Raw genomic sequence first — 26097 nt, forward strand, 5'->3', positions numbered from 1 at the left:
CAACATCCAAAGCGGCTTCGAAGGGGATAGAGAAGTGAACCCTTTGGGCACCATGTTTAGTGTGAGAGTTGTGGGTGTCCATACTCTTTAGCGAAAGTGCTTTGGGTGTCCGGACACTTTGCGCTCTCTAATTTAGAGAGTACGCATAATTATATAATTTTCTTGATTTTTAGATGTACGTAGATGTAATGTTGATTTGCTTGAGTGATTCGCTCAATAGTAATGCTCAGGGGAAAATGTGTTGCTTCGGGTGCCTCGTGTTTTTGAGGTGACATTTTTATGTCTACTGAAGTGGGGGGGACACCGGCGCTTAACATGCCGCCTATGACACCGTAGCAGCTTCGCCGCTACGATGTCGCGACATCTACGCTTGTGCCTTCGGCACTTATGGTTACTGGCCCAAGAAGGTAAGATGCGATTGAAGCAATGCTCCTGAGCAAAGCTAATCTTACCGACTCAGTGCGGAATGCCAGGCTTATGCTGGGCTGGTTTACCTATAATTTATGGACAATATAAAACCAATCTTTCAAGCGGGACCAATTAAAAGCATATCTAGGCTTGTTACAGCATTAGGTATAACCCTTTCCGAACTTGAACACGTGCTACATCTATCACCAAATGAACGTTACTCCGATTTAAAAAATCCAATTTATAAAAAAGATGGGAGTGTTAGGGTAATTAAAAACCCTAACAGAGATATTCGTAAGATTCAATTTAGACTGAATCAACGGATAAGTAAGGCATGTGTGCGGTGGCCTGATTATTTATTTGGTTCCATTCCTAAAACAGATCAAAGTGGCAATCGAGATTATGTAGCTTGTGCTCAAGTACATTGTGGAGCAAAAAGTATCTTAAAGTTGGATGTGTCTTCTTTTTTCGATAGTATCCATAAAGATCATGTATATTCGCTGTTTCACGGGCTTTTTAGATATAGTGAAGAAGTATCGTTATGTTTGGCTAATATATGCTGTTACGAAGATCACTTGGTTCAAGGTGCTCTGACCTCTAGCTATATAGCAACCTTAATTTTATGGGATGTTGAACAAGAACTGGTAAGGAAGCTACGGCGAGCTGGCTTGAAATATACTCGTTTGGTTGATGATATTACTATTTCATCAACCTGCCATGGATATGATTTCTCAATGGCTGAAAAACTAGTTTTTGATATGTTGGCCGCCAAAAGCTTATCTTTGAATGTAAAAAAATCTGTTGTTTATAGAACCGGTACTGAAAGTTTAAAAGTACATGGTTTAGAAGTATCTTTTTCCAAACCTAACCTGCCCAAGTCAGAAGTAAAAAAAATTAGAGCCGCTGTACATCAAATTTCATTATTAGCTAAGAATAAATCAGTAAGAAGAACTTATAAATATAGAGCAAATTATCATAGAACTTTAGGGCGGGTTAATAAATTGGCTAGATTAGAAAATGACAAAAGAGATCGTTTTTTAAAAGTTCTTTTGTCAACTTCTGTGAGGCCACTTCCTTCTGGCAGAGACACAGGGCGGGATTCCACTTTGTGCATAATTTAGCCAAAGAGCAGCTCTGAACGAAATACAGGGCTCCAAGCTGCACGCCGGCGCTTACCTGCAAGGCTGTCTTTCTTGCCATTGTGCTGTTTTATTGCACTTAGTGCCGCACGGTTGAATAGGGCCAAATGTTTAGCACCCTCTGGATCTGACACTTTCAAAGCATCCTCGCGAAAAACAACGTCCAGCACCCAGTGCAGTTGGTTCTCAACGGCCCAGTGGTCGCGGATTGTGCGAGCTGCTTCCTCAGCGTCCACTGGCAGGGAGCTGACGTACCAACGTGACGAACATGATGTGCTACCATTAACAGTCCGCTCGCTGGCGACCTCTATCAGTGACTTTATATGGGGCCATTTCTTTTTCAGGTCTGGTGACAACTCGGCTTCAGTTTGCATCACGGTCCTGCACTCCTTGCGGCCATGACCGGTGTTGGACTGTTCATACGTTTCCAGTTCCTTTGAGTCATAAAGGTTACGGAATGACGCCTGCACTTCCTCAAGCAGCGCTTTTTGATTGGACTTCACCTGGATCACGAAATCGCCTTTGCGCTGTGTAATTGTGCTCATGGTGGCGACCTGGCAGTGCAACGCGTCGAGCGTGACAATTGCGTTATCCAGTGCCAAGGCATCAATCACGTTTCGGGCAATCTCGGCTTCTTTGCCTTTGGTATTCGAACTGTCCTGATAAAGCGTGACACCGTTGCTGACATCGAACGCACTGACGACATGAAGTGCATTTTTAACGTCGTCACTCCACGCACCGCGCATCGTTTTACCGTCAAGAGCGATGACCGACTTACCTTCGCTCTGCCGTTTCTCGTTGATCCAGCTGAACACCGTTTGCAGCAGAAGCTCACTATCCAAGGCTTTGATAATGTTGGCGATACAGTGTCGTCTGGGGATACCATACTCAAACTGGCGGTACTGCCGTAACCAGTCGAGTTGTTCTTCACCGAACTCCTGGATCGACTTCCAGCCGGTTGCACCGCTGAGTACGGCAGAGAGTGTCAGGAAGACTACGTCAACCAAGTTGTGTTTAAGATTGATTTCCTTACGAGGATCGGGCAGTGTTTCAAGGTGTTCCAAAAGATTCATGTCTGTCAGCTGGTTATGACTAATGCTGATCTGATCATAAGGCTGTGTAAAAGTTCAACTCAAAGTGGGATCCTGCCCTGGGCAGAGACATTATAAGGGCAACTAGGTTGATTAAGTGGATTCAAACTAGGAAAGTTACAGATAGAGAATATCATTTCTATTTTAAGCGATATAACTACCTTAAGTACATAATGGGATTTATATCATCATCTAAAGAAAAAAAATTCATTGATTTTTTCATATCCAATAAATCATTTCTAAGTAATGACATCTATTTTCCATTATTTTCCGAGTGATTAATATATGCTTGCTCAAGAATTTATAGAGACCAATAGAGATATATTTTTAAAATGGATTATTTATGTCTATCTGGGTGTGATGTTCGTATTAATTCTCTCATTACTCGCTGGTGTGCATAATGATAACTCTTTAGTTTTTGAACCTTGCTTTACCGAGAAGTGTTTCAAGATTTTTGGAGAAAAATTTAAAGTAACATTAAGCTTGATTCAGTTAACAACTCAATTTTTTCTAGGGGTTTTAACAGCATTTGGAGTTATTCTAGCTATATTTAGCTACTTCAACTCAAAAGAAAGTTCAAACTTTAATATACATCTAGCAAACATGGCCTTTTTCGGGAATTCCTTGGAACAGTTGGTTTCTCAAAGAGAATATATATCCTATAGTTCTGTGAATAAAAATGTGTTGTATAATTTAATTTTTCCAAACTCGAAAAAAAGGAAATGTTGCAGATTTTGAAAGATATAACTCTGAACTAGTTAGATTTAGAAGTTATCTGATCGAAAAATCAAACAGCTTTCGTATTCGAGCTGGTAGTTCTGATGTTAACTCCAGAGATTTTTTTGTTTCACACAGAGAAAGTGTTATACGTCTCGCAGCCATTTTTGGTGTAACTATCTCGCCTGTAAGTAAAGTAGACTTCTATAACATTGAAGATGATTTGATTTTTTTAATCGACTCAATAACAGATATGTATACTAATCTTAATTCTAAAAGGTATAAACTTTCTTCGGTAAACAGATATTATCGGTGACCTCGTAGTGGTCTAACAAGAAAAAGAATGGGGCAGGTATAAAACTTTTCTAGCAGATTGCACCTGTATTTTCCCGGTTCGGTGCGGCTGAAGGTGTTGGGATTGGGCGCGTAGCCGAGATAGGAAAGAGAAAGAGTGGGGACAGCCACAACACTTTTGCAGAAGGAAACGCCATCCCCCGCGTGGTGGCAAGAGTCCTTATGCCTTGCTTCCTGGCAAGGCCCCCTTCGGGCCAGCTATCACTGTTAATAACTGTTCTTGACAGTTATTTTCGGGAAACGCTAGTGAGATGAAACTGTTCATCTCACTGTCGGACGACAGGCTTATCCCCCATCGAAGCGGCCGAGGGTGTTGCTGAAAATTGCGTAGCGAGGCATGGACGCCGAAGCAGCGCCAGTCGAATCAGGGATGAGCGTCTGGCGCGTTAGCCAATTTTCAGCTTAAACCTGAAGGGGCTTTCCGCTTCGTCTGGGGTCGCAGGGGGATTGGACAAGGGGGCAAGTCGATACTGCCCCCTTTCCCCGGGTGTGGGTTGGAGACCCACGACTTTCGCCAAACAGCTCTTGGCATCTATCCCAAAGAGTGAGGACAGCCATAACACCTCACTCGCAGATTGCACCTGAGATTTTCCCCTTTCACTAGCGCTTAAGGTGTTGGATTGGGAGCATACCGAGGTAGGAAAAATCGAAAGGCCTGTCCATCGAGGACAGGCCTTAAACTGACCGGGGTTGTATCAGCTTCGTCAGTGTTTTGGCATTAAAAGTAATGCACGTATTCCACGGCGACCCGGTACAGGGTGTCTTCAAAGCCCAGTAAATCCACCTCATAATCGCGGCTGATGTATTGGGTCATGAAATGCAGAAGGTTATTGTGATCCCCCAAGGGCGTCACCACCTCCAGGGTTAACCTGTCCATGGTATAAAATTTGTCGGCGTCGTAGGCCCATTGGCCATCAAAACGGCTCCACATAGCCGCGAGTTGGACACCGGACTGAGCAAAGGTATACCTGTTATTCCACTCGAAGAAATACCCCAAGCCAGCTCGATTAAGCGCCTCTTCACCGTGCCCCATTTCCTCTCTGGGCCAGTCATCGTCTTTTTCTTCTTCGCTGTAGCCCAGCCCCAATGTCAGGCCCAAGTCATAATGGTTTTGCCCACCAAAGCGGCGATGTATGCTCAATCCGGCCACGGCCAACTGCTCAAATTCCTCCAGTTGCTGACTGTTATAGTGACCTTCATAGCGGCCATGGAAACTGAGCAGGTAGTCGTCATGACTGCCGAGGGTCATAAAGGGACGTTGGTAGTTGAAGCGAAAATCCATGGAATTACGGTATCTGTCTTCGTCGTACTTCTCAGGGTCGCGCTCGTAATAATAGGTCGCCCGCACCCGAAAATAGTTTTTATCCAACTGATAAACATTGTTGTAGCGCAGGTCATCCCAAATAAACGAAATCCCCCCACCCCGGGACATGGAGCTGTATTCAGAGTCGGGGTATGCCTCAAGCCCTGCAATCAGCGACATGGCATAGGGGGAGTCTTCGGCGGCGCCACAGACCGGAAAACCCAGGGCAAAAAACAGCAGTGGCAAGGTGGAATATTTGTTCACAGGCAGGTGTCCGGTCAGGGTGTGATTAAGGCCAAAGTTAACATAAATCAAACAAATATTCGGGATAGAGGGCACACTTTTGCGAATAAACAGGCGAAACGCCCAACCCCAGGCCATGACAGTCTTGCCAAAACAAGAGTACCAAGCGACATGCTTCTGAATTAAAAAGCAGAAAGATAATACGCAGAGTCGAAAAACATTCAAAACACGCTGTATCCAACCGCGCAAACCAAGTAAAAAGGCCCGTCAGTCTGACAGGCCTTTTCAATCCTATGACGATGGCTTCAGTCTAAGCCATCACCACACCTTTACCACACCCGGGCAACCAATCCCTTGAGGTAGAAACCTTCCGGGAAGGCGGCGCCGATGGGGTGGTCCGAGGCCTGGCTCAGGCGCTCGATAAACTGGGCATCGCGGCCGGCATCCAGGGCGGCGTCGGCAACGATTTTCTGGAACAGGTCGGCGGGCATCAGGCCGGAGCAGGAGAAGGTCAGCAGGGTGCCACCGGGCTTGAGCAGCTGCATGGCAATCATGTTGATGTCCTTGTAGCCACGGCAGGCGCCATTGAGCTGGGCCTTGTTGTCGGCAAACTTGGGCGGGTCGAGCACTATCACATCGAAGGTTTTACCTTCGTCGCGGTACTGGCGCAGTAGCTTGAAGACATCGGCTTCGCTGTAGGTCACATGGTCGTCGTTAAGGTCATTGATGGCCATATTGTGGCGGGCGGTGTCCAGTGCCAGCGTGGATACGTCCACGTTTTCGATGCTGGCGGCGCCGGCCTTGGCGGCATACAGGCCAAAGGTGCCTGTGTAGCAGAAGCAGTTGAGTACCGACTTGCCTTCCACAAAGCGGGCGGCCATGGCACGGTTATCGCGCTGGTCGAGGTAAAAGCCGGTCTTGTGGCCCTTTTCCACATCCACGGCAATCTTGATGCCGTTCTCTTCGATAATCAGCGGCATGGCAGGCAGCTCGCCATGGAGCAAACCTGTTACCAGTGGCAGGCCTTCTTTCTTACGGGAGTCCACATCGGAGCGCTCATAAATGGCGCACTCGGGGAACTGCTCGGCGAGCACAGACACCAGGGTCTCGCGCCAGTAATCGGCACCGGCGGACAACAGCTGACACACAAGCACATTGGCGTAGCGGTCAATGGTGATGCCGGGCAGACCGTCGGACTCGGCGCCTACGAGACGATAACCGGTGAGGCCCTTTTCGCGGATAAGCGCGTCGCGGCCCGCCTGGGCGCGGGCGATACGGCGGGCGAAAAAGTCGCGGTCGATGGCTTCTTCTTTATCGAAGGTCCAGACACGCACCTGAATTTGCGAGGCATCAGACCAGGCACCACGGCCAAGCCAGCGGCCATCGTGGGCCACTACATCCACGGTTTCACCGCGCAGGGGCTTGCCCTTGATGTTGTGTACGCCGCTGGAAAACACCCAGGGGTGACGACGGTCGAGGGACTTTTCACGTCCCGGCTTGAGTTTGATGCGAATGCTCATGAAGGTGTCTCGATAACGCCAAGGGCGGCGTGTTACAGATTGGAAGCGGCGCATACCTTGTTGCTCATGACTGCTTTAGATGCGCTGCTGCCGTGAAATGCGGCCTATTTTACCTTGTTTGCGCAGGCTTGGCAGGCATTCCCTTAAAAAAGCTCCAGCCCAATGATTAACGGCGCATGATCCGGGGCCTTTGTTAACCCTTGGCAGAATGGCTTTGCGCTACAGAAGCTCAAGCCCAACCGCTCCATTAAGGGCACAGGTTCAAAACCTTTGCTTAACTCCTTGGCCGAACAGCTTCGCGCTACAGAAGCTCAAGCCCGACAACCAAAGCCGCGTGATCCGAGCTTTCACTGTCGCGCTCATAGACCGGGCTTCTCAGGTGTTCATCGAACACCGAGAAGTGGCATACCCGGCCACGGGCGGGGGCGAGCGCGCCATCGAAGTCCTGACTCAGGAGAATATGATCAAGCAGGCTGCCGCGGGAGCCCAGATAGTGGGTCGGTCGCCGTGCCCAGCTCAAATCCTCCATGGAATCAGCCCCAAGAACACCGCCACCCTGCCTTTCAAACAGCTGGCTCTCCAGAAACAGCACCGAGGCATCCTTAAGTGCGAAGTGGCCAATGGCGCGGGAAAAGGCCTGCTCACTCAAGCCCCCAAGGCCAGCCACTTGTCTGTCGTTGCCATGAATGGCATCGGCCCCCAGCCAGAAGCCGCGAAACTCGGCGGCATCCAAACCGCTGTTAAAGTCGCCCATGATCACCATGGGATTGGCCGTCTCATCCCGACGATTGATGAGCGCCTGATACAAGAGCATGGCCTCAAACCCCCGGCGGGCGCTGCTGGCAAAGCTACCGAGCGCCCGGTGGGCCAAGAGTCTTGGCGCGGCCTTCATATCACCCAAAGCCTCTGGCTCAAACAGTGGTCGCTGGGATTTAAAGTGCAGCACATAGATATCCAGCATGCCCCAATCATCAAGGCTTACCGTGGCTCTCAGCACCCTGCGGCCAAAGCGAAAATCCGCATTAAGGTCCATGGCGGCAAGTGCGGCAGGGTCTGGCTCCACCGCAGCCACCTCTGCCAGCGGCAAACGGCTGGCAATGGCCACCACAGGAGAGCGGCAGACATAGTCTTCACAGCCTGGCGTGTCCACCACGGCAAAGTGCGGGTAACCCAGCTCCTGCATCAAGGCCTTAAGTTCATCGACGCTGAACACCTCCTGAAACCCGATGATATCGGCCTCAAGACTGGTGACGCAGTGGCGCAGCCAATTGCACTTTTTCTGCCACTGCTCATTGCTGTAGATGCGATCGAACTCATAGGCGGCAGCGGGGGGCGCTAAAAAGTTAAACAGGTTCAGGGTGGCAATATCCACCCTCGCAAGTTGTGGCTTGGATAAAGGCACTGTGTCATTGCCTGCAGATTTACGCTTGCCCAAAGATAGGTCTTCTCAGTCAACATCCAATGGCTACAGCCTAGCGTTACAGGTTCTATCCGGCAACGGGCCTGTGACGACAGCCCCATCCCCACATCAATCAATAATCAATCGACATACTGCCGCTACAGGAACGAAGCCACCTGCTCCAGGGATTTCTTTTTCAGGGCATGGTCGGGGACTGTGGCGTCTTTATCGGGATACCCGGCCACAATCAGCATATAGGGCCGGTCCACGTCGTTGTCACGACCACAAATTTTGCTCAGAAAGCTCATGGGTTTGGGGGTATGGGTCAGGGTGCCAAGACCCGCATGGTGCAGTGCCTGAATCAAAAATCCGGTAGCAATACCTACAGATTCATGGACATAGTAGTTTGTCTTGTTATCGCCCTCCTCCACGCCGCCGCGCTTTTGGCTGAACACCACAATCAACCAGGGGGCGCGCTCCAGGTAGGCCTTATTGGCATTGGTACCCAGGGGTTTCAGGGCATCCAGCCACTCCTCCCCCGCCCGTCCCTGATAAAAACTCTGCTCCAGCGCCTCGGCCTCGCGGCGAATGGCGGCCTTCACCTCGGGGCTGGAAATGGCCACAAAATGCCACGGCTGATGATTGGCACCGCTTGGCGCCGAGGCCGCCGCCAGTATGCATTGCTCAATAATCTCTTTGGCCACCGGCCGGTCTGAAAACATGCGAATGGAATGACGTCGGCGAAGCTCGGTTAAATTTGCCTGTGCGCGGCGGCGCATCTCTTCGGGTGGGTATTCAATAAAATCATTCAGGGGATGATGCAGTTCCGTCATGGGCCAGGCTCCTGTTGCCATATTTTTCAACAATCCACCTTAGCAGGAAGCCTGGGCAGTAACAGCAAAACATTTACCGAACATGGGCAGGTAAAATTATACAAACTACCTAGAAATCATTACTATCATTAACCTGATGTCACCACCCAAGGCGAATAGATGAGTTTGAGGCAAGCGCTGGAGTTGTTGGCGCTGGTGCTGTTTTCTCTGTTTGCCCACGCCCAGCCACTCTCCACGGATGAGTTGCCCGGGGACCCATTGTCCCGGGAGTGGATGTATTTTATTGAATCCGGGCAGCCCCTCAGCCCCTATGATGCCAAAGCCGCCTTCGAGCAAGGTCGATTTGCACCACACGGCAAGAAGATCCCCAGTCTGGGCATAGGCGCCCCGCCGCTGTGGCTGGCGTTGACACTGCAAAATCCCTCCGATGACGACGTTCAGCTTATTTTCGAGCTCGCCAATGCCTGGCAGGATGACGTCGCCCTGTATTTATTTGACCAAAAGGATGGCATCCAGAGGTGGTACGGTGGCGATCTGACTGACAGCCCCCGGGGCAGCCGGTTTATGCAGCAGCCTCTGCAACTGCCAAAGGGCAATCACCTGCTGCTGCTCAGGGTGGCAGGCCCCGATCCCAGATTAATCCCCGTCTACCTGACAAGCCCACAAGAAGCCCAGCAACGTAACCACATAGAACTGCTCAGCTATGGATTTCTCTATGGCGGCCTTTTTGCGTTGCTGGGGTATAACTTTATCCTCTTTCTGGGCATAGGCAGACGCAGCTACTTTTATTATTCCCTGTTTTTATTCAGTTTTATCCTGCTCAACCTGAGCTATACCGGCCATGGCCAGTTTTGGTTCTGGCCCGGGCTGTCCCATTGGCGCCAATGGTCACACCCCATGTTGATGACGCTTTACTGTGTGTCCGGGCTCATGTTTGCGCTGCGGTTTTTGGGCATCGACAAGCTGCGCCCCCATTTGAGCTACATAGTGCTCGGATTGGCTGTGGTGATGATGGCCGCTCAGGGCGTGGCCATTGCCACCGACGATCGGGAGCTTGGACTCATCTTCGCCTTCGATTTTGTGTACATCTTTACCCTGCTGATGCCCCTTTTGGGCATGCTCGCCTGGTCCCACGGGCTGCCAACCGCCAAGCTCTTTTTACTGGCGTCCCTGTCGACCATGGTAGGCAGCTGTACCACAGGTCTGGCGGTTGAGGGCTATATCAACTTTAACCAGTGGACTTACCGGGCAGCTGAAATAGGCATGTTTATCGACGCCATGTTACTGGCACTGGCACTGGCGGCTCAGTTCCGCCAATCAGAGCAGGAGCGCGTCATCGCCCAGCAGTTGGCGGCCACGGACCCTCTTACCGGCATCGCCAACCGCCGCGCCTTCAACGAACAGTTACAGCAACTGTGGCACCTCGACAGCCAGCGTCGCTGCCGGGCGCTTATCATGATAGACATAGACAGGTTCAAATCCATCAACGATACCCTGGGCCATGAGGTGGGTGACAAGGTGCTGACCGATATCGCCCGGGTCATACGCTACTCGATACGCAACCGCGACCAGTGTGGCCGCTGGGGCGGCGAGGAGTTTGTGGTCCTGCTGTCCTCTGCCAGCGAAGAGGAAGCGGGCACCATTGCCGAACGTATCCGCCACAATATCGAAAGCCTCTGTTTCCCGGCGCCGGCCAACAAGCTTAAGGTCACCGCCAGTTTGGGGGTGTGTCTGGATGAAGGACACAGCCGCCATGAAGATATTCTGAGGCGCGCCGACGAGGCCATGTATCAGGCCAAAGAGGCCGGGGGTAACCGGGTTAAACTCGCCTGAGTCCATGTATCCTGATAAACAAAAAGCCCGGCGATGCCGGGCTTTTTAGTCAGTCTCAGATAGCCTATCCAGGCTTAGCCACCGATGATTTTTTGCCACCAGGACAAGGGCTTGCCGCAATTTTGCGCCGGCTTCCAGCTGCCCGCTTTGGCAGGCAGTGCCACCGCTCCCGGGCAGCCTTTCTCCAGCGCATTGCCCTGCAAATCAAAATAACCCTGCACCACATCGCCTGGCGGCGCCATCCTCAGTGCCACTGGAGGACGGGCCTCCAAAAAGGCCTGATAAATGGCCATGGCGCCGCTGGCGCCCACCAGCTTGGTCTTGCCGTTATCGTCGCGGCCCACCCATATTGCGGCCACGTTCCGCTCATCAAAACCGGCAAACCAGGAATCGCGGCTGTCGTTACTGGTGCCCGTCTTACCGGCCAGGGTCACGTTGGGGAAGGCGCGACCAAGGCGAGCCCCTGTGCCCTCCGACACCACCCGCGTCATTGCGTACTGGGCAAGATAGGCCGCCGCCGGCTCAAGGGATTGCTCCGAGGGCAAACGACTTGCCAGTATGGCTTCGTTATTCATATCCAGCACATCGGTCACGCTGGACAGCTGACGATAACGGCCATTATCCGCCAGGGTCTGGTAAATCTGCGCCACCATCAGCGGTGAACCATCCACGGCACCGAGCAGCATCGACGGATAGGGGTTTATCGCCTCACCTCGCCAACCGGCGTCGTCGAGGGTGTTAATTACCGCATCCACCCCCACTGCCAGACCCAGGTTTACCGTGGGCACGTTGAGCGACTTGTACATGGCGCGCATCAAAGGCACCTGACCACTGAACGTCTTGTCGTAGTTCATGGGTGACCAGCTCTGGCCATGCTTGTTGGTCACGGTTAAGGGCTCGTCCTTCAAGGGCGTCATCAGGTTGTAGTTGCTGTCTTCAAGGGCCGTGAGGTACACGAAGGGCTTAACCAGCGAGCCAATGGGACGGCGCATTTCGGCAACCCGGTTGTAGCCTTCAAAGCTGGGGTTTCTGTCGCCCACCATGGCCGCAATGCCACCGCCAAACTTGTCGGTCACCACCATGGCTGCCTGCAGCTCCCTGGTGTCTTTGCCGATACGGGCCATCACGTCTTTCACGGCCTTCTCGGCGGCTTCCTGAGCTATGGGGTCGAGGGTGGTGTACACCTTGATGCCCGACTCATTGAGCAGGCTGTCCCCCCAACGCAGCGCCAGCTCCTTTTTCACCTGAGCATAGAACGCCGGCATCTTTTGATGCACAGGGCGGCCTTCGGGTCTTAAACCCAAGGGCGATTCCGCCGCAATCTGGAAGTCGTTAACACTGATTTTGCCCGACTCCATCAAGAGTCTGAGCACCAAATCGCGCCGCTCCTGCGCCCGGGCCGGATAACGCCAGGGGTTGTAGTAGGAAGGCCCCTTAATGACTGCGATCAAAAAGGCCTGCTGGGCGGTGGTAAGCTCGGTGAGCGGACGACCAAAGTAAAACTGCGATGCCAGCCCCATACCGTGTACCCCACGGGACTTGTCCTGCCCCATGTACACTTCGTTGAGGTATGCCTCGAGGATCTCATCCTTGCTGTAGCGGAAGTCGATGATGATGGCCATCAGGGCTTCGCGGATCTTCCGGATAAGGGAGCGCTCGCTGGAGAGGAAGAAGTTTTTCGCCAGCTGCTGGGTCAGGGTCGAGCCCCCCTGCACTGTGCGCCCGGCGCTGATGTTGACAAAGGCGGCACGCAAAATGGCGAAGGGGTTCACCCCGTGATGCTCGTAAAAGCTGCGGTCTTCCACCAGGAGGAGCGCTTCGACCATGGTGTCAGGCACTTCCTTGCGCGGTACAAACAACCTGTCTTCGCCATCGTCGGCAATCAGGCGGTCCAGCAGCATGGGTTCGAGGTGAAACACCGCCAGCTCGCGTTTATCGCCATGGCGTGAAACCGTTGAAACCCCCTGGGAATCAAAGGTAATCATCACACGTGCCGCATCCTGGCTGCCCAGGGGATGCAGGAAGGGTCGGCGCCACAAATCAATACGGGTCGCGGAGGCTGAAAACTCTCCCACCTGACGGGGGTTGGCCACCTTGCGGTATCCCAGCAACTGGAGTTCGGCCAGGAGCTGATGATGGCTCACGGCCGCGCCCGGATAGAGTGCCATGGAGCGGCTGTAAATCTGCGCCGGCAGGTGCCACTTCTGCCCTTCAAATTTGCGGGCAATTTGCTGGTCGAGATAAATACCATAGGCGGCACAAAGTACCAGTATTACCAGGGTCAGCTTCCACAGGAATGACCAAATACGCCAAAGGATACCGGGCTTATTACGCGCCCTGGCTGACGTTCTGGTCTTTGCCGACGCGCCCTTGGCGGGCGCCCTTTTGCCTGAATTCCGTTTATCTGCAGTCATACTTTCTCTGCCTCAGGCCTGGCCCAAGGTCTTTTTCTTGGTAAATTTGGTCGGTAAGGTGCTCGCCGGGTAGTCCGGCCACAAATGTTTGGGATAACGGCCCCGCATTTCCTTTTTCACTTCCTGGTAAGGGCCTTGCCAGAAACTGGCCAGATCCGCCGTCAACGCCAGGGGGCGCTGTGCCGGAGACAGAAGCTCCATGGTGAGCTTAAGCCGTCCGCCAGCCAATAATGGCGTTGCCGCCATGCCATAGGCCTCCTGCAATCGCACCCTGAGCATGGCGCGGCCATCGGCTTCGTAGCGAATGGGCGCCTGGGTGCCGGTTGCCATAGGGTAATGGGTCGGCAGGGCTTCGTCGAGGGTTCTGCGCAGCTGCCAGTCGAGGCTGTCGCGCAGCAGTCGCCCGGCATCCAGCTTGTTGAACTCATTCAGGCTGTTGATGTTGCCAAGATAAGGCCCAAGCCAGTCTTCGAGGCCATCGAGCAGCGCCTCATCGTCCATGGCGGGCCAGTCGCCCCCAAGCAGACTGGCCGCCAGCGAGACCCTGCATCTTAGCTGCATGGCATCCTCATCAAACCCAAGACAGCCAATGCCTTTTTGGCGAATACGGGCCATCCAGGCGCTGGCTTTGAGGGCCGCGGGTACCTGACTCACGCTCTCGCGCCCCAGCACCAGACTGCCCACCACCCGCTGTTTTTCGGCCACAAAGCGGCCTCGGCCCTCATCAAACCCACTGACCTCGCGCTCACTTTGCAAAAAGGCCAGTGGACCATCAAAGAGGCGCGCATCCAGGGGCGCCCCCAGCCACAGACGCCCCGCGCTGCGGCCTTCGATTTCACCAAAATCTGCCGCCACCAACATGGGCTCCAGCGCCATGGCGTCGCTCTCATCCACGGTAATGCCGGTACCATTGGCCAGCACAAAGCCATCCTTGCCGCGGGCCATGGCGATGCGGTCAGGATACGCCAGCGCCAACAGCAGGCCGCAATCCCGTGGATGAGCGGCTTTGGCCACCGCCGCAAAATCAGCCTTGATGCCGAGTTTTGCCGACCACTGTTTGGCCTGCTGACCGGCCTGACCCGACGTTGCCCACATCAGGTAATGGCTGATGTCACAGCCCCTGCGCGGCAATCCACGGCCTTCCAGAATGGCCGCCAACAAACATGCCAATGGCGCCAGCGCAGTGTCGTTTTCAGCCTCACCGAGCGCCTTGGCTTTCAGCAGCATATGCCCCAGACGGGGATGGCAACCCAGACGATGGGCATCCCGGCCAAGGGCGGTGAGCCTGTGGCTGTCGTCCACCAGTTCCAGGTCTTTGAGCAGCGCCCAGGCGAGGGATTCGTTCACTTTGGGTGGTTGGGACAGCAGCTTGAGCGAGGCGAAATCCCGCGCGCCCCACACAGCGGCTTCCTGGGCCAGCGACACCAATTCGCTGCGTAAGATTTCAGGTTCTTCGGCCTTCATCTGCCGGTCAAACTCATCCTGACTCCAGAGCCGGATACACAGCCCCGGCGCCAGTCGTCCGGCCCGGCCGGCGCGCTGAATGGCAGAGGCCTGACTGATGCGTTTAAGCCCCAGGCGGGTAACGCCGGTGCGGGGATTGAAACTGGCCTGTCGGACAAAGCCGCAGTCCACCACCAGAGTCACCCCGTCTATGGTCAGGCTGGACTCGGCCACATTGGTGGCCAGCACCAGTTTGCGGCGGCCATGGGGATCGGCACTGAGGGCCCTGTCCTGGGCGTTGGCATCAAGCTCACCGTAAAGTGGGCAGATGGCAAATTCAGACTCGCTGAGGCGCTCGGCCAGAAACGTTGTCAGCCGCTCGATCTCGGCCTTGCCCGGCAAGAATGCCAGCACAGTCCCCGGCGTAACGCCCTGGGGCAGCGCGCGTTTTTCCGTGACAAGCTCCATCAGGGTTTTGCCCATGTGCGCCTGCCAATCGGCGCCCGAGGGCACAGTGGCATATTCCACAGCCACCGGAAAACTGCGGCCTTCACTCCTGAGCAGCGCCGCTTCCGGCATCAGGGCTTGCAGCGGCATGCCGCTTAAGGTCGCTGACATGGCCAGTATTTTAAGATCATCCCGAAGGCCAGCCTGCACCTCAAGGGCCAGCGCCAGACCAAGGTCGGTGCTCAGGTGCCGCTCGTGGATTTCATCGAAAATGATGAGGCCTACCCCATCGAGTTCGGGATCGTCCTGGATCATCCGGGTCAAAATGCCTTCGGTGACCACTTCGAGCCGGGTCTCTTTGGAGACCTTGCTGTCGCCGCGCACCCGATAGCCGACCTCCGCACCCAGTTGGCAGCCACGCTGTTTGGCAATAAAGCGCGCCACGCTGCGGGCCGCTACCCGGCGAGGCTCAAGCATGATGATGCGACCGGAGATCTCTGGCCAATCCAGCAGCGCCAGCGGCAGCGCCGTGGACTTACCGGCACCGGTAGGGGCTTCAAGGATCATTTGCTGATGCAAGGCGAGCGCACATTTCAGCTCGTCAAAAAGGTCGCAGACAGGCAGAGCGTTCAAGGGGATTCCGGCGGGTGAAAACAGTGGCGGCCATTGTACAGGAAAGGGGCCCACAAGTGCAGTCGGGGCAGAGAGACGTTTCCGTCAGTCAGTCAGCCAGGGGACACGTTTGCCGCTGCTGAGGTTATCAAGGGGGGCTGGCTTGCCGATGGCATAGCCCTGGGCATAATCCACTTCCAGCTCACGCAGGCGCAGCCCCACCGCCTCGGATTCCACAAACTCGGCTATCACATCAAAGTTCATGTCCCGGCCCAGCTGACAGATGGCGTTGACGATGGCCTGATCGGACTTGTTGTCACAGAGGTTCACCACGAATTGACCATCAATTTTGACAAAGTCCACATCCAGCAGCTTCAGGTACGCAAAGCTTGAAAAGCCCGAGCCAAAGTCATCCAGCGCCAGTTTACAGCCCAGAGGCCGCAATAACTCAATCAGGGCCTGCGCCTGTTCAAGCTGGCTGACTGCGGCAGTTTCGGTGATTTCAAAACACAATTTACTCACAAGCTCAGGCTCAGCCATCAGCCGTATCTCGAGCCATTCCATAAACTCCTGATCGCCGAGGGAATTGGCCGACAGGTTAACTGATACCATGTCCAGTTCCTGCCAGAGTTCCAGATGGTTACCACCCCAGCGCAGCAAGTTGTCTATCACCCAACGGTCCACCCGGGAGGCGAGACTGTAACGCTCGGCGGCGGGTAAAAAAATCGCCGGCGACAGCATCTTGCCATCGGGGCGCTCCAGGCGAAGCAGTATTTCCATATGAATACCGGCCTGCTTGTCCAAAAGCGGCTCAATAACTTGATAGTAAAGCTGAAACTGGTTTTGCGACAGGGCATCTATGATGTCTACCGAGGCGGTCATCTCACTGTAAAGCCGGTTCATTTTGGGGTCACTGGCACAATAGATATGCCAGCCATTGCGCCCCTGTTCCTTGGCGAGCCGGCAGGCCGCATCGGCACGGCTCATCAGCACATAGATATCGCTGACCTCGGCATCGAAGGGAGCTATCCCCATGGAGACAGACACATTGTGTCGCCTGTGCTCCCAATAAAACTCGTGTTCAAACAACTGGGTACAAATACGCTGGGCAATGACTTTGGCGGTATCCTCGTTGCAGTAGTGCATCAGGATGGCAAATTCATCGCCGCCGAGGCGGGCCACAGTGTCCCCTTTACGCACCAGCTGCTTGAGCCTGAGTGCCACCTGACAGAGCAGCTTGTCACCGGCCTGATGGCCACTGACATTGTTAATCACCTGAAACTGGTCCAGATCGAGAAAGGCCACACAGATGGGCTCTTCCGGTGCCTGCTGCAGGAGTTTGTCCAGGACGGCCTCGAAATGGGAGCGGTTTGGCAGGCCTGTCAGGGTATCGTAATTGGCATGGAATGAGAGTTCGTCGGCAAGCCGGTGGCGCTCACTCACGTCTTCTGCCAGCATCAGCAGGGTGCCGGGGTCGTCGGACATGGGGCTGAAACTCAGTTTTATCCATTGCAGATTGAGCAGCTGTCCCTTAATGGAAATCTCACACCAGGCCTGCCTCAGTACCCCATCGCGCACCACCTGCAAGGTGTCCTGCAACATGGGTTCCTCTTCGGGGCGCACCAGGGCCAGCAGGTCCTGACCATCACTCACGGGCAAATTCTGGCGGGCAATGCTGTTTAACAGCTTCACCCTGTTACGTCTATCCACCAGCCCGCAGGCCAGTGGCAACTGATTAAACAGCTCCTGATAACGGCGCTCACTCACGGTAAGTGCCTGAGCGATGCGGGTCAGCTCCATCACGGCACAGATAAGGGTTGCCGCTATGCCAAGCTCATCCATAAAGGCCTGTGACCAGTCGCGGGCACGCTCGCAGTTAACCGCCCCCAGGGCAATCTGGGTTTCGCCAAAATGAACCGGCGTAAGCACCAACAGGCTCTTTACCCGCCACTCCCGTAAAAAACGTTTTTCTTCGGCGGCCTCGGAGGGCAGCCTGGCGATGTCGGGAACATTAAGCAGCCTGGGGTGGCGCATTAAGCGCCTGAAATAAGGCATACGCGCCAGCGGCCAGTGGCGCACCTGATTGTTGGGCACAGCGCTGGGTTTGAGATAGATATTGCGGGGGGCGACACCCGGTTGACGGGTAGATGCAGAGAGCACAAACACGCCATCACAGTCGAGCTGCGCTGTCATGGTTTGCAGCGCACGGTCGACGTTCTGTTCCAGCGTGACCAGCGGGACATCCGTGAATATCCCTGCCAGCGCAGCATGCAGCGGGTTTAACTCAGGCAATGACATAATTCCGCTTTCCTTCCCGGAAGAGCTGTTACTTGCATTTAACCAAGAGTATAGGCAAGGTTTTGACTACTAACTTGGACTGAAAAAGGTGCGAATAAGTCCCGCGCTGACTCAGCGTGAACCTGCAACCTCTGGATGCATGGCCCAGCATTTGTGAATGGCCGTCGCTATCGGCACCTCAGCGGTGCAATGACGTATTTGCACTTCTCCTAAGGTAAGACCTTATGTCTGATTTACAAAGACTCTTTTTAGGATTCGCACTTTCTGACCAGGAGTGCGAGTCCATGCTCAAGCTGCAAAAACGCCTCGGCGAGCCCGGAAAAGCCGTGGCAAAAGCCAACCTGCATATGACCCTGGCCTTTTTGGGGCCAACCAGCCAAGCACAGCGCCATGCCCTGGAAACGGCGCTGACCACAGTGTCCCTGCCGATATTCGAGCAGCGGCTCGACACCCTGGTGCACTGGCGCGGCGCCGGAGTGCTGTGCCTGTGTGGCGAGGCCAGGGATCCCGGCCTGATTGACCTTTACCATGAATGCCAATCCCTTTGCCAAACCCTGGGACTACATCAAAGCGAACACAGCTTTAACCCCCACATCACGCTGTTTCGCAAAGCCAAACATTATCGAATGCCAGAGTGGCAACCCGAGCCTGTGATACTGCGCCCCCAAACCCTGCAGCTTTACCGCTCCAACAGCGGCCCAGCCGGCGTCCGCTACGAGGTGCTAAAATCCTGGCCCCTCGGCCGGGCTTGAACCATCAGGGCCGGGCGGTCAGGTTCTTGTACATCAGGCAGCAGTCCAGGGTAAATCCCCGGGGGCTGTGGTAGAGCGAGGGTGTTTCTTCTCCGTAGCCGCAGGCACGATAAAAAGGCACGGCATTGAGCGTAGACGCCAGCCGTAAACGGGCAATCCCCCGTGACAAGGCCATTTGTTCAATAAAGGTCATCAGCCGCTTGCCAATGCCACGTCCCATCATGTCAGGGTCGACGAACACCGCCTCAAGCTGGCCTTCGCCGCGCTTAAGCCCGGGATGAGTTAAGTCCAGCATGATGCTGCCCACCACCCTTTGCCCGTCTTTCATCACATAAAAGTCCCGCGCCACCACAGCAGTAAAGCTTTCCGTCAGCTCACCTTCGGTCCAGCGTGCGAGACTCTTACCGTCGTAAAAACCCTTGCAACCCGCAAGAATGGCACTGTTGCGTAAATCCCATATCGCCTGTGCATCCTCTGCCGTCGCCTTACAAAGCTCCATTGCCACTCCTGCCCTGGCCGGTTTCTCACTAACATATCATGGTCAATCGCTTGAAAAAACGTAAAAAAATCCCCACCGGCCGGTGGGGATTGGTAGAGGATTTACGCCTTGATGTCAGCCACCAAAGTCATCCAGCAGTATGTTGTCGCGCTCAACGCCCATGCCTTCCAGCATGGCTATCACAGAGCTGTTCATGATGGGTGGGCCACACATGTAAAACTCGCAATCTTCCGGCGCCTTATGCTGCTTTAAGTAGTTCTCATACAGCACGTTATGAATGTAGCCGGTGTAACCGGTCCAGTTATCTTCCGGCAGCGGGTCAGACAGGGCGATATGCCACTCGAAGTTGGGGTTCTCGGCCGCCAGACCATCGAAGTCTTCCTGATAGAACACCTCGCGCAGGGAGCGGGCGCCATACCAGAAGCTCATCTTGCGCGACGTTTTCACCCGCTTGAGCTGGTCGAAGATATGGCTTCGCATCGGCGCCATACCGGCACCACCACCGATAAACACCATCTCTGCATCTGTCTCTTTCACGAAGAACTCACCGAAGGGACCGGAAATGGTCACCTTGTCGCCGGGCTTTAAGTTAAAGATGAAAGATGACATCTGTCCCGGTGGCAGCTCAGGGCTTGGCGGCGTGGCAATACGCACGTTCAGCATGATGCGGCCCTTTTCTTCGGGATAGTTGGCCATGGAGTAGGCGCGCATCACCTCGGTATCCACCCTGGATACCAGATTGAACAGGCCATATTTTTCCCAGTCGTCGCGGAAGATGTCTGGAATATCAAAATCTTTGTAATGCACTTCGTGGGCTGGGGCTTCAATCTGAATGTAACCACCGGCCTTGAAGTCCACCTCTTCGCCTTCGGGCACCTTGAGCAGCAGCTCCTTGATGTAGGTGGCGGTGGAGCGATTGGAAATCACCTCACACTCCCACTTCTTCACCCCGAAGATCTCTTCATCAAGCTCCAGATCCATATCGGATTTCACCGCCACCTGACAGGCCAGACGGCAACCCTCTTTGGCTTCTTTCTTGGTGATATGGTCAAGCTCCGTGGGCAGAATATCGCCGCCACCGGATTTCACCTTTACCCGGCACTGGCCGCAGGTACCGCCGCCACCGCAGGCAGACGGCACGAAGATGTTTTTACCGGCCAGGGCGCCCAAAAGCTTGCCACCGGCAGGCACGGCCACGCTCTTGTCGCTGTCGTCGTTGATGCGAAGCTGCACATCGCCGCTTGCCACCAACTTGCTGCGGGCAATCAAAATGACCGCCACCAGGATGCACACCACCACGGTGAACATGCCCATTCCAATCGTCATTTCCATGGATGTTCCTCCGTTACAGGCTGATACCGGCAAAGGACATAAAGCCCAGCGCCATCAGCCCAGTGGTGATAAAGGTGATACCAATGCCCTGCAGCCCCTCGGGGATGGCATTGAACTTAAGCCGCTCACGGATGCCGGCCAAGAGCACAATGGCCACCGCCCAGCCGGTACCGGCACCGGCGGCAAACACCGCTGACTCGGTCAGGGTATAGTCGCGGTTGGCCATAAAAATCACCCCGGCGAAGATGGCGCAGTTAACGGTCAAAAGCGGCAGGAAGATCCCGAGCGTTTGGTACAGCACCGGCATAAAGCGGTCGAGCACCATTTCCAGAATTTGCACCAGCGCCGCAATCACCCCGATAAAGGTGATGAGCTGCAGGTAGGACAAATCCAGCTCAGGAAACCCGGCCCACGCCAGGGCGCCCGGCTTGAGCACGGCGACGTAAATCAGCTGATTGAGCGGCACCGCCAGCACCATCACCACAATCACGGCGATACCAAGACCGAAGGAAGTGGACACCTTCTTCGACACCGCGAGGAAGGTACACATGCCCAGGAAGAAAGACAGCGCCATGTTGTCGATAAATGACGCCTGGATAAACAGATTAATGTAGTGTTCCATGACGTTATCCTCAGGCCTTGGCGCGCTTGCGCTGGGCTATGTTAACCACCCAGATGATGACGCCTATCAGGAAGAAGGCGCTTGGGGGCAGCTTGAACATCTCGTTGGGCAGATACCAGCCGCCCTGCTCTATGGTCTTCAGCATGCTGTGACCAAACAGGGTGCCTGAGCCCAAAAGCTCACGTACAAAGGCCACACTCATCAGGATAAAACCGTAACCGGCGGCATTGCCGATGGCATCCATCACCGACAGGTGTGGTGGCGCCTTCATGGCAAAGGCTTCGGCACGGCCCATCACGATACAGTTGGTGATAATCAGACTCACAAACACCGACAGCTGCTTGGATAGGTCCGGCGCCACGTCCTGAAGCACCATATCCACCACAATCACCAGCGAGGCGATAATGGTCATCTGGGCGATGATACGCACGCTGTTGGGGATAAAGGCGCGAATAAGCGAGATAAAGAAGTTGGAGCACACCAACACAAAGGTCACGGCCAGTGTCATCACCAGCGCGGTTTGCATGGAATTACTCACCGCCAGGGCCGAACAGACCCCCAGCACCTGCATGGCCACCGGGTTATTGGCAAACACCGGGCGCATCAGGAGTTCACGATTGGATAATACAGCGCTCATCTCACACCCCCGCCGCTTTCAGTTTGCCCAGAACGGCTTCAAAGCCTTCTGGACCGAACCAGAATTGCACCGCCTTGGCCACACCCGCACCTGTGCGGGTAGCACCGCTCACACCATCCACTGCGCTCTTGTCACCGGCCTTGGCTTCGCCCTTCACAATCTTGAAGGCCACATCGCCCTTGGCGTTGAAGATTTGCTTGCCCTGCCACTTGGCGAGCCAGTCGTCGTGATTGATGAAGTCGCCGATACCCGGGGTTTCACCGTGCTCGTAGAACACAGCCCCCGTGATGGTGTTGAAGTCGGCCTGTACGCCCACAAAACCGTAGATAATCGACCACAGGCCCTTGCCGTACACCGGCAGCACCAGCGCCTGCAGCTCGCCCTTATCGTCCAGCACTTTGAAGATGCGGATTTCATTGGCGCGGGTCTTGATGCGTGCTGTGTCTTTGGCAATCTTGCTGGAGGTATCCGGGTTGATGGCCGCCATGCGCTCGTCATAGTCGAGGATGTTGTCGCGATCATGCATCTCGCCGGTGGCCAGATTCACCATCACAGGACGCACCCGCGCCTGGAAGGTGGCTTGCACATCGCTGACATCCTTGATGTCGGCGGCAATCAGCACGTTTTGCATCAACTCGTTGCGCTTTTTCACCAACTTGCGCTCCTTGAGCACATCGGCGGTGCCGGTGATCATAAAGGAGCACACCAGGCACAGGACGACCGTGAAGGTCATGGTGCCGAGAACACTGTCTTTGTTAAAGGCCATTGCGCTTCAGCCTCCGTTTGATATTGAATCTTGCCACCAGCGAATCCAACACCGGCGCCCACAGGTTAGCGAACAGGATCGCCAGCATAATGCCCTCGGGCTGCTTGACGTTGGCCACGCGGATAAGGATGGTCATGGCGCCCACCAGGATGCCGAACATCAGCTTGCCGGGGCGGGTGTAGGCAGTGGTCACAGGGTCGGTGGCCATAAACATCATCCCCAGCGCAAAACCGCCGGTCACCAGATGCCAGGTCCAGGGCATGGCCGCCATGGCGTTTTTACCATCACCAACCACATTGAACAGCAGCGAGGTGGCAATCATGCCCAGCAGCACGCCTACCACAATGCGCCAGTCGGCGAGACGGGTGAGGATAAGCAGCAGGCCACCGGCCAGAATGGCCAGGGTGGAGGTTTCACCAATGGCGCCTACTTCGAAGCCGAGGAAAGCATCCCACCAGGCGGTATCGTTAAAGGCCTGATACCAGGGGTACTCGGCAAACTTCATCTTGTTGGCTGCCACCTGAGTCAGGGTAGTGGCCGAACTGTAGCCATCCACTGCCACCAGCTGTGCAGAGGTAGTGACTTCGCTTGGGTAGGCAAAGTAGATAAAGGCGAGACCTGCCAGCGCGGGGTTCAAGAAGTTGTAACCCATGCCACCGAAGAGCTCTTTGGCAACCACCACGCCGAAGCTGATGCCCATCACCACCAGCCACAGGCTGATATTGGCGGGCAAACACAGGCTGAACAGTAAGGCAGTCACAAAGAAGCCTTCCTGCATTTCCTGACGCCGCGCACGGGCAAACACCATTTCCCAGAAAATGGTAGTGATGAGTGCCGCCAGATAAATGGGCAGGTAGTAAATCAGGCCGTAAGCCATCAGCCCGAACACACCTGTGCTTTCAGTCAGGCCACCGAAGATGGCGCTGTAAAAGCTCTGATGCCAATTATCCAGTGAGGCGCTGCCCGCCAGAATGGCGATTTGTGCCTGCAAGCCGGTGTTGTAGATGCCAAACAGGATGGCAGGCAGCAGACACAGGCCCACCAGGGTCATGGTGCGCTTCACCTCGATGGCGTCGCGCACGTGCACCGTATCCTGGGTGCTGGCACCATGGCCGATAAACAGCGAGCGGAAATAGTCTTTAATCGTGTGTCCGGGAGCGTAGTAGGCGTCCTGGGCACTGGGTTTCTTCATGGGCTTGCTCATTAGCCTTCCCTCTCGATAATCGTCAGGCAGGCGCGAAGCTCCTGGCCAAAATCGTACTTACTGGGGCAGACGAAGGTGCACAGGGCCAGATCTTCTTCATCCAGCTCCAGTGCGCCCAAAAGCTGCGCCTCATCGGTGTCACGCACCACCAGGTCCCGCACCAGCAGTGTGGGCAGAATGTCCAGTGGCATCACCCTGTCCAGCTGGCCAAAGGCCATCATGGCGCGCTTGGCGCCGCCGGTGTGGGTAGTCATGTCGTAGAGCTTCCGGGGCAGGAAGCGCGACAGCACGGTGCGGGTAATGGAGAACTTGTCCCGGCCCAGGCGTACCCAGGGCAGGAAGTGCTCGCTGTCGTCTTCGGTGACAACCGAAATTTGCGGGTGGAAGCGGCCGAGGAAGTCAAACGCGCCTTCGGCGGTGTGGCCAGAGAGCACAGAGCCGGATACCACCCGGGAATGCACCTCGTCCTTGATTTCGCCTTTGACGATATCGCTGACCTTGGCACCCAGCACGGTGGCTATCAGCCTTGGCTTGAGCACATTGGGGCCACCAAGCGCCACAATGCGGCGGTTATCCAGCTGTCCCGTGGTAAAGAGGCGGCCAACCGCCATCACATCCTGATAGCCAATGTGCCATACCTGACGCTCCATACTCACAGGCATCAGCATATGAATGTGAGTGCCCACCAACCCGGCAGGGTGCACACCCTGGAACCTGTGGGTTTGCACCCGCGGCAGTTCGGCGCCCGGCAGCAGGTCATGGTTGCCGTCCTGACACAGAAACACAGGCCCGTCGGTCAGGTGAGTAAGCACCTGCATACCGGCGGCGAAGGCATCCACGTCGGTATTGATGATCACCCGCGGATCGGCGGCGAGGGGATTGGTGTCCACGGCCGTGACAAACAAGCCTGCGGGCACTGAGCCCGGTTTGGGCGCGCGGGAAAACGGCCGCGTGCGAAGTGCCGTCCACAGACCACTTTGCAGCAGTTTGTCCTGCACCTGCTCACGGGATAACCCGGCAAGGTTTACCTCGGCGCCAAAGTCGATAGCCTCGTCGGTGCCATCACAATCGATAACCACCGACAGCAGAAGGCGTTTTTCGCCTCTATGGATGGCCGAGACCACTCCGGCACAGGGCGCGGTAAAACGCACTCCGGGGTTGCTCTTGTCTTCAAACAGCGCCTGACCCTTGATGACCCGTTCGCCCTCTTCCACCAGCATGGAAGGCTTAAGCCCCACATACTCCTTGCCAAGCAAGGCCAACTGGGAAGGTTTGGCGGCGATGTCTATCGCTTGCCTGGGCGCACCGGCAATGGGCACATCCAGGCCCTTTTTCACTGTGATTATCGCTTCGGAATAATCTGCCATGATTGCGGTCGCTCTCTTGGAAAATACACTGCGAGCGATCGTACCCATATGTGACTCAAAATTCCGTCAGCCACATCACAAATGGCTCAAATATGAAATTTAACTACAAAATACCCCAAATTCCCGTGAAACAAGCCCTTCAACATCCACTATTCATGCTGTTTTGTCATAAAATTACATAAATTCAGCTAAAATTAATAATATAAAATATTTCGAATTAACAGATAGATAGACAAAATTGCGTGCACCAGATCACGCAAATTTACTATCAAAGAGGAGCTTATTTGATGAAAAGCAACGCCAATCCCCGGACGCGGTGAGTGGCAGAATCCCGGGTGATCCAGCTCTCAATTCCAACACAAAGGCTGTGTGACCCCTTAGGCAGCCCCAGGCATTTCCATGACCCCTGCCCGAAAATGTCCCAAAATGATACAGCCTGAAAATTATCGTGCGTGAGTTGTATAGAACCAAAGGGAATAATAGAAAGACGAACATTCAGGCTCTTTTATCTCCTGTTCCCCCCTTGGGCACATGGCGCAGGCGCAAAACCTACCCATTAAGCAATAAACCACTTCCCGGGTACCCCCAAAGAGCAGGCCGGACAAAGGTACTGTCTCGTCAGTTGGACTATGGGCATCCCCCTGCCCTGTGAATGCTGAAATTATTCTCAGACTGTTCCCATCAAGTTGAATCAGTTTGCCCAAGTCGCACCACGTCTCCTGCTTCGGGGTTAAGGCCTTGGCGCTGAGGCAGAAAACAAGAATCAATTTCATTTAAGCCATTCATTTTTCAGGCGCGTTTCAGTACCGGAAGATCGCTGTGCCAGCCCGTGCTTTTTAAAAGTCACTGGTTAAATTTCAAACT

General features: G+C 54.6%; 19 protein-coding genes. 4 read left to right on the forward strand and 15 right to left on the reverse strand.

Features of this window, described 5'->3' with window-relative positions; genetic code table 11:
- Positions 1–503: 503 nt before the first annotated feature.
- A complete protein-coding gene (locus tag JQC75_RS15225) occupies positions 504–1529 on the forward strand; it encodes a reverse transcriptase family protein (protein ID WP_203324883.1) in 1026 nt (341 codons plus the stop codon).
- Here JQC75_RS15225 and JQC75_RS15230 read toward each other — a convergent pair.
- Positions 1526–2620 carry an ISAs1 family transposase gene (locus JQC75_RS15230; protein WP_203324635.1) on the reverse strand — a complete coding sequence of 365 codons (1095 nt, stop codon included), beginning with the start codon at positions 2618–2620 and terminating at the stop codon, positions 1526–1528. The two genes, JQC75_RS15225 and JQC75_RS15230, sit on opposite strands and share 4 nt — an antisense overlap.
- A 303-nt stretch (positions 2621–2923) precedes the next feature.
- Between JQC75_RS15230 and JQC75_RS15235 the strand changes: the two genes are divergently transcribed.
- The gene (locus tag JQC75_RS15235) at positions 2924–3376 is read left to right on the forward strand and encodes a retron Ec48 family effector membrane protein (protein WP_203324884.1); all 453 of its coding nucleotides are present in this window, start codon (positions 2924–2926) and stop codon (positions 3374–3376) included.
- A gap of 1051 nt (positions 3377–4427) precedes the next feature.
- Here the strand turns inward: JQC75_RS15235 and JQC75_RS15240 are convergent.
- The 4 genes from JQC75_RS15240 to JQC75_RS15255 form a co-directional block, all read right to left on the reverse strand.
- Positions 4428–5393: a hypothetical protein gene (locus tag JQC75_RS15240; RefSeq protein WP_239002025.1), complete on the reverse strand. Its 966-nt coding sequence runs from the start codon at positions 5391–5393 to the stop codon at positions 4428–4430.
- A gap of 191 nt (positions 5394–5584) precedes the next feature.
- The gene (locus JQC75_RS15245; protein WP_203324885.1) at positions 5585–6775 is read right to left on the reverse strand and encodes a class I SAM-dependent methyltransferase; all 1191 of its coding nucleotides are present in this window, start codon (positions 6773–6775) and stop codon (positions 5585–5587) included.
- 301 nt (positions 6776–7076) lie between these two features.
- Positions 7077–8210, reverse strand: a complete 1134-nt coding sequence (locus JQC75_RS15250) for an endonuclease/exonuclease/phosphatase family protein (protein ID WP_203324886.1) — start codon at positions 8208–8210, stop codon at positions 7077–7079.
- Positions 8211–8332: 122 nt separating this feature from the next.
- Positions 8333–9007: a nitroreductase family protein gene (locus JQC75_RS15255; RefSeq protein ID WP_203324887.1), complete on the reverse strand. Its 675-nt coding sequence runs from the start codon at positions 9005–9007 to the stop codon at positions 8333–8335.
- A gap of 159 nt (positions 9008–9166) precedes the next feature.
- On the opposite strand from JQC75_RS15255, the gene JQC75_RS15260 reads away from it, so the two are divergent.
- On the forward strand, positions 9167–10840 hold the full coding sequence (locus tag JQC75_RS15260; protein ID WP_203324888.1) for a sensor domain-containing diguanylate cyclase: 1674 nt from the start codon (positions 9167–9169) through the stop codon (positions 10838–10840).
- Positions 10841–10914: 74 nt separating this feature from the next.
- Here the strand turns inward: JQC75_RS15260 and mrcB are convergent, their stop codons facing one another.
- From mrcB to JQC75_RS15275, 3 genes are all read right to left on the reverse strand, one after another.
- Complete coding sequence (gene mrcB, locus JQC75_RS15265) at positions 10915–13254, reverse strand: penicillin-binding protein 1B (protein ID WP_203324889.1); 2340 nt, start codon at positions 13252–13254, stop codon at positions 10915–10917.
- 12 nt (positions 13255–13266) lie between these two features.
- Positions 13267–15777, reverse strand: coding sequence for an ATP-dependent helicase HrpB (gene hrpB / locus JQC75_RS15270; protein ID WP_283165515.1), 2511 nt, complete (start codon positions 15775–15777; stop codon positions 13267–13269).
- Between the two features lie 84 nt (positions 15778–15861).
- The gene (locus JQC75_RS15275) at positions 15862–18054 is read right to left on the reverse strand and encodes a putative bifunctional diguanylate cyclase/phosphodiesterase (RefSeq protein ID WP_203324890.1); all 2193 of its coding nucleotides are present in this window, start codon (positions 18052–18054) and stop codon (positions 15862–15864) included.
- A 224-nt stretch (positions 18055–18278) separates the two neighbouring features.
- On the opposite strand from JQC75_RS15275, the gene thpR reads away from it, so the two are divergent.
- On the forward strand, positions 18279–18806 hold the full coding sequence (gene thpR / locus JQC75_RS15280; RefSeq protein WP_203324891.1) for an RNA 2',3'-cyclic phosphodiesterase: 528 nt from the start codon (positions 18279–18281) through the stop codon (positions 18804–18806).
- Positions 18807–18810: 4 nt separating this feature from the next.
- Here the strand turns inward: thpR and JQC75_RS15285 are convergent, their stop codons facing one another.
- The 7 genes from JQC75_RS15285 to JQC75_RS15315 all read right to left on the reverse strand — a co-directional run bounded on the left by JQC75_RS15285 (position 18811) and on the right by JQC75_RS15315 (position 25233).
- Positions 18811–19305, reverse strand: a complete 495-nt coding sequence (locus JQC75_RS15285; protein WP_203324892.1) for a GNAT family N-acetyltransferase — start codon at positions 19303–19305, stop codon at positions 18811–18813.
- Positions 19306–19419: 114 nt separating this feature from the next.
- Positions 19420–20637, reverse strand: a complete 1218-nt coding sequence (nqrF, locus tag JQC75_RS15290) for an NADH:ubiquinone reductase (Na(+)-transporting) subunit F (RefSeq protein ID WP_203324893.1) — start codon at positions 20635–20637, stop codon at positions 19420–19422.
- Between the two features lie 13 nt (positions 20638–20650).
- Entirely contained in the window at positions 20651–21259 is a 609-nt protein-coding gene (gene nqrE / locus JQC75_RS15295) for an NADH:ubiquinone reductase (Na(+)-transporting) subunit E (RefSeq protein ID WP_203324894.1), read from the reverse strand.
- A 10-nt stretch (positions 21260–21269) separates the two neighbouring features.
- Complete coding sequence (locus tag JQC75_RS15300; RefSeq protein WP_203324895.1) at positions 21270–21896, reverse strand: NADH:ubiquinone reductase (Na(+)-transporting) subunit D; 627 nt, start codon at positions 21894–21896, stop codon at positions 21270–21272.
- Position 21897: 1 nt separating this feature from the next.
- Positions 21898–22662 (reverse strand): Na(+)-translocating NADH-quinone reductase subunit C, encoded by a 765-nt coding sequence (locus JQC75_RS15305; RefSeq protein ID WP_203324896.1) that lies wholly within the window; start codon positions 22660–22662, stop codon positions 21898–21900.
- Positions 22652–23866 carry an NADH:ubiquinone reductase (Na(+)-transporting) subunit B gene (locus tag JQC75_RS15310; protein ID WP_203324897.1) on the reverse strand — a complete coding sequence of 405 codons (1215 nt, stop codon included), beginning with the start codon at positions 23864–23866 and terminating at the stop codon, positions 22652–22654. The genes JQC75_RS15305 and JQC75_RS15310 overlap by 11 nt, the downstream gene beginning before the upstream one ends.
- A complete protein-coding gene (locus JQC75_RS15315) occupies positions 23866–25233 on the reverse strand; it encodes a Na(+)-translocating NADH-quinone reductase subunit A (protein WP_203324898.1) in 1368 nt (455 codons plus the stop codon). Before JQC75_RS15315 ends, JQC75_RS15310 begins: the two co-directional genes overlap by 1 nt.
- Between the last annotated feature and the right edge of the window lie 864 nt (positions 25234–26097).

The organism is Shewanella litorisediminis (genome assembly GCF_016834455.1).
Lineage (GTDB): Bacteria > Pseudomonadota > Gammaproteobacteria > Enterobacterales > Shewanellaceae > Shewanella > Shewanella litorisediminis.